Annotated in this window: 1 protein-coding gene; it reads left to right on the top strand. The window is 65.0% G+C overall.

Annotated features, from left to right (window positions below; genetic code table 11):
* On the top strand, positions 1–266 hold a 266-nt coding region (locus ACPYOJ_RS35605; protein ID WP_481420423.1), incomplete at both ends, for a GNAT family N-acetyltransferase.

The following is a 266-nucleotide window of genomic DNA, read 5'->3' as shown; positions in this document are numbered from 1 at the left end:
GAACAGGACGGCGCGCTGACCGGCTTCGTCACCATCGATGGCGAGGGCTATCTCGACCAGCTCGTGGTCGATCCTGATCACTGGGGCTCGGATGCCGCGCGACTGCTCGTCGATGAAGCCAAGCGCCTGTCACCCTCAGGCGTGACGCTGCTCGTCAACAAGGACAATTCCCGCGCCATCCGCTTCTACGAGCGCAACGGCTTCGCCCATGCCGGCGACGATGTGAACCCGACCTCGGGCCGGCCGGTGCTGAAGATGGCGTGGAA

The sequence above is a fragment of the Rhizobium sp. SVR5-9E genome (assembly GCF_056755095.1).
This window is presented reverse-complemented; position numbering and strand designations above follow the sequence as displayed.